The 735-nt window shown below is 51.7% G+C and carries 1 protein-coding gene; it reads left to right on the top strand.

Annotated features, from left to right (window positions below; all coding sequences use genetic code 11):
• Positions 1 to 23: 23 nt before the first annotated feature.
• The coding region (locus J7438_RS26470; protein ID WP_209279010.1) for a hypothetical protein at positions 24 to 735 on the top strand (712 nt) is incomplete at its 3' end.

Below are 735 nucleotides of genomic sequence, written 5' to 3'. Positions count from 1 at the left end.
CCATCCTTTTCATGGTGAAAGATATGGCCAATGCCTGGTCCGGGAGCGGTTTGCCCGGGCCGGATGCAAAACCGGAATTACCACAGACATCAAAAGAAATCCGGGAAGAGGCTCAGGAAAAAGAAACTGGCTCGAAAGACGTACCCCTTCAACAGACATCCACGGCCCGCTATCAAGGGAGTCAGGGAACCAAAGGACTGCTTGCCCTTGGCACGCTGGCCAGCTCTTTTCAGTATGCGAATTCGAAACCCATTGCTGATGGATCAAAATCCATAGAGATTAATGATGCAGAAACCCTGGGCAAGATTGGCCGACATCCCGACTATCCACTGAACGGTACCTACCAACAGACAGCGGATATTGTTGTCACTAAAGACTATCAATCCATTGGCAATGATACCCATCCATTCACCGGGAAGTACTATGGGCAGTGCCGTACCATCAGCGGCCTGTCTGACTGTTTTGTTAACACTCTGGAAGGCAGCATCCGTGACCTTCACTTTACTTGTGCCAATTTAACAAATTCCCGGAAGACGACCGGGTTAGCAGCCTGTGTTGTTGATGTTAATGGCACAGTCAGTAATATCCGGGCGGAAAATGTTCATATTGTCACCTCGGGTAAGGATGCAGACGCCGGCATCGGGGGGGGGCGGGTTAAAGGAACGGTTGCCAACACCACGGCGGTGAACAGCACGGTCAAAACCGTGGGTCTGTTTGCAGACGTCGGCATCGGGG

This window comes from Thalassotalea sp. G20_0 (genome assembly GCF_017744175.1).
Classification (GTDB): domain Bacteria; phylum Pseudomonadota; class Gammaproteobacteria; order Pseudomonadales; family Endozoicomonadaceae; genus Endozoicomonas.
The sequence above is the reverse complement of the archived record's forward strand: the minus strand, read 5'-3'. Positions and strand labels throughout refer to the sequence as shown.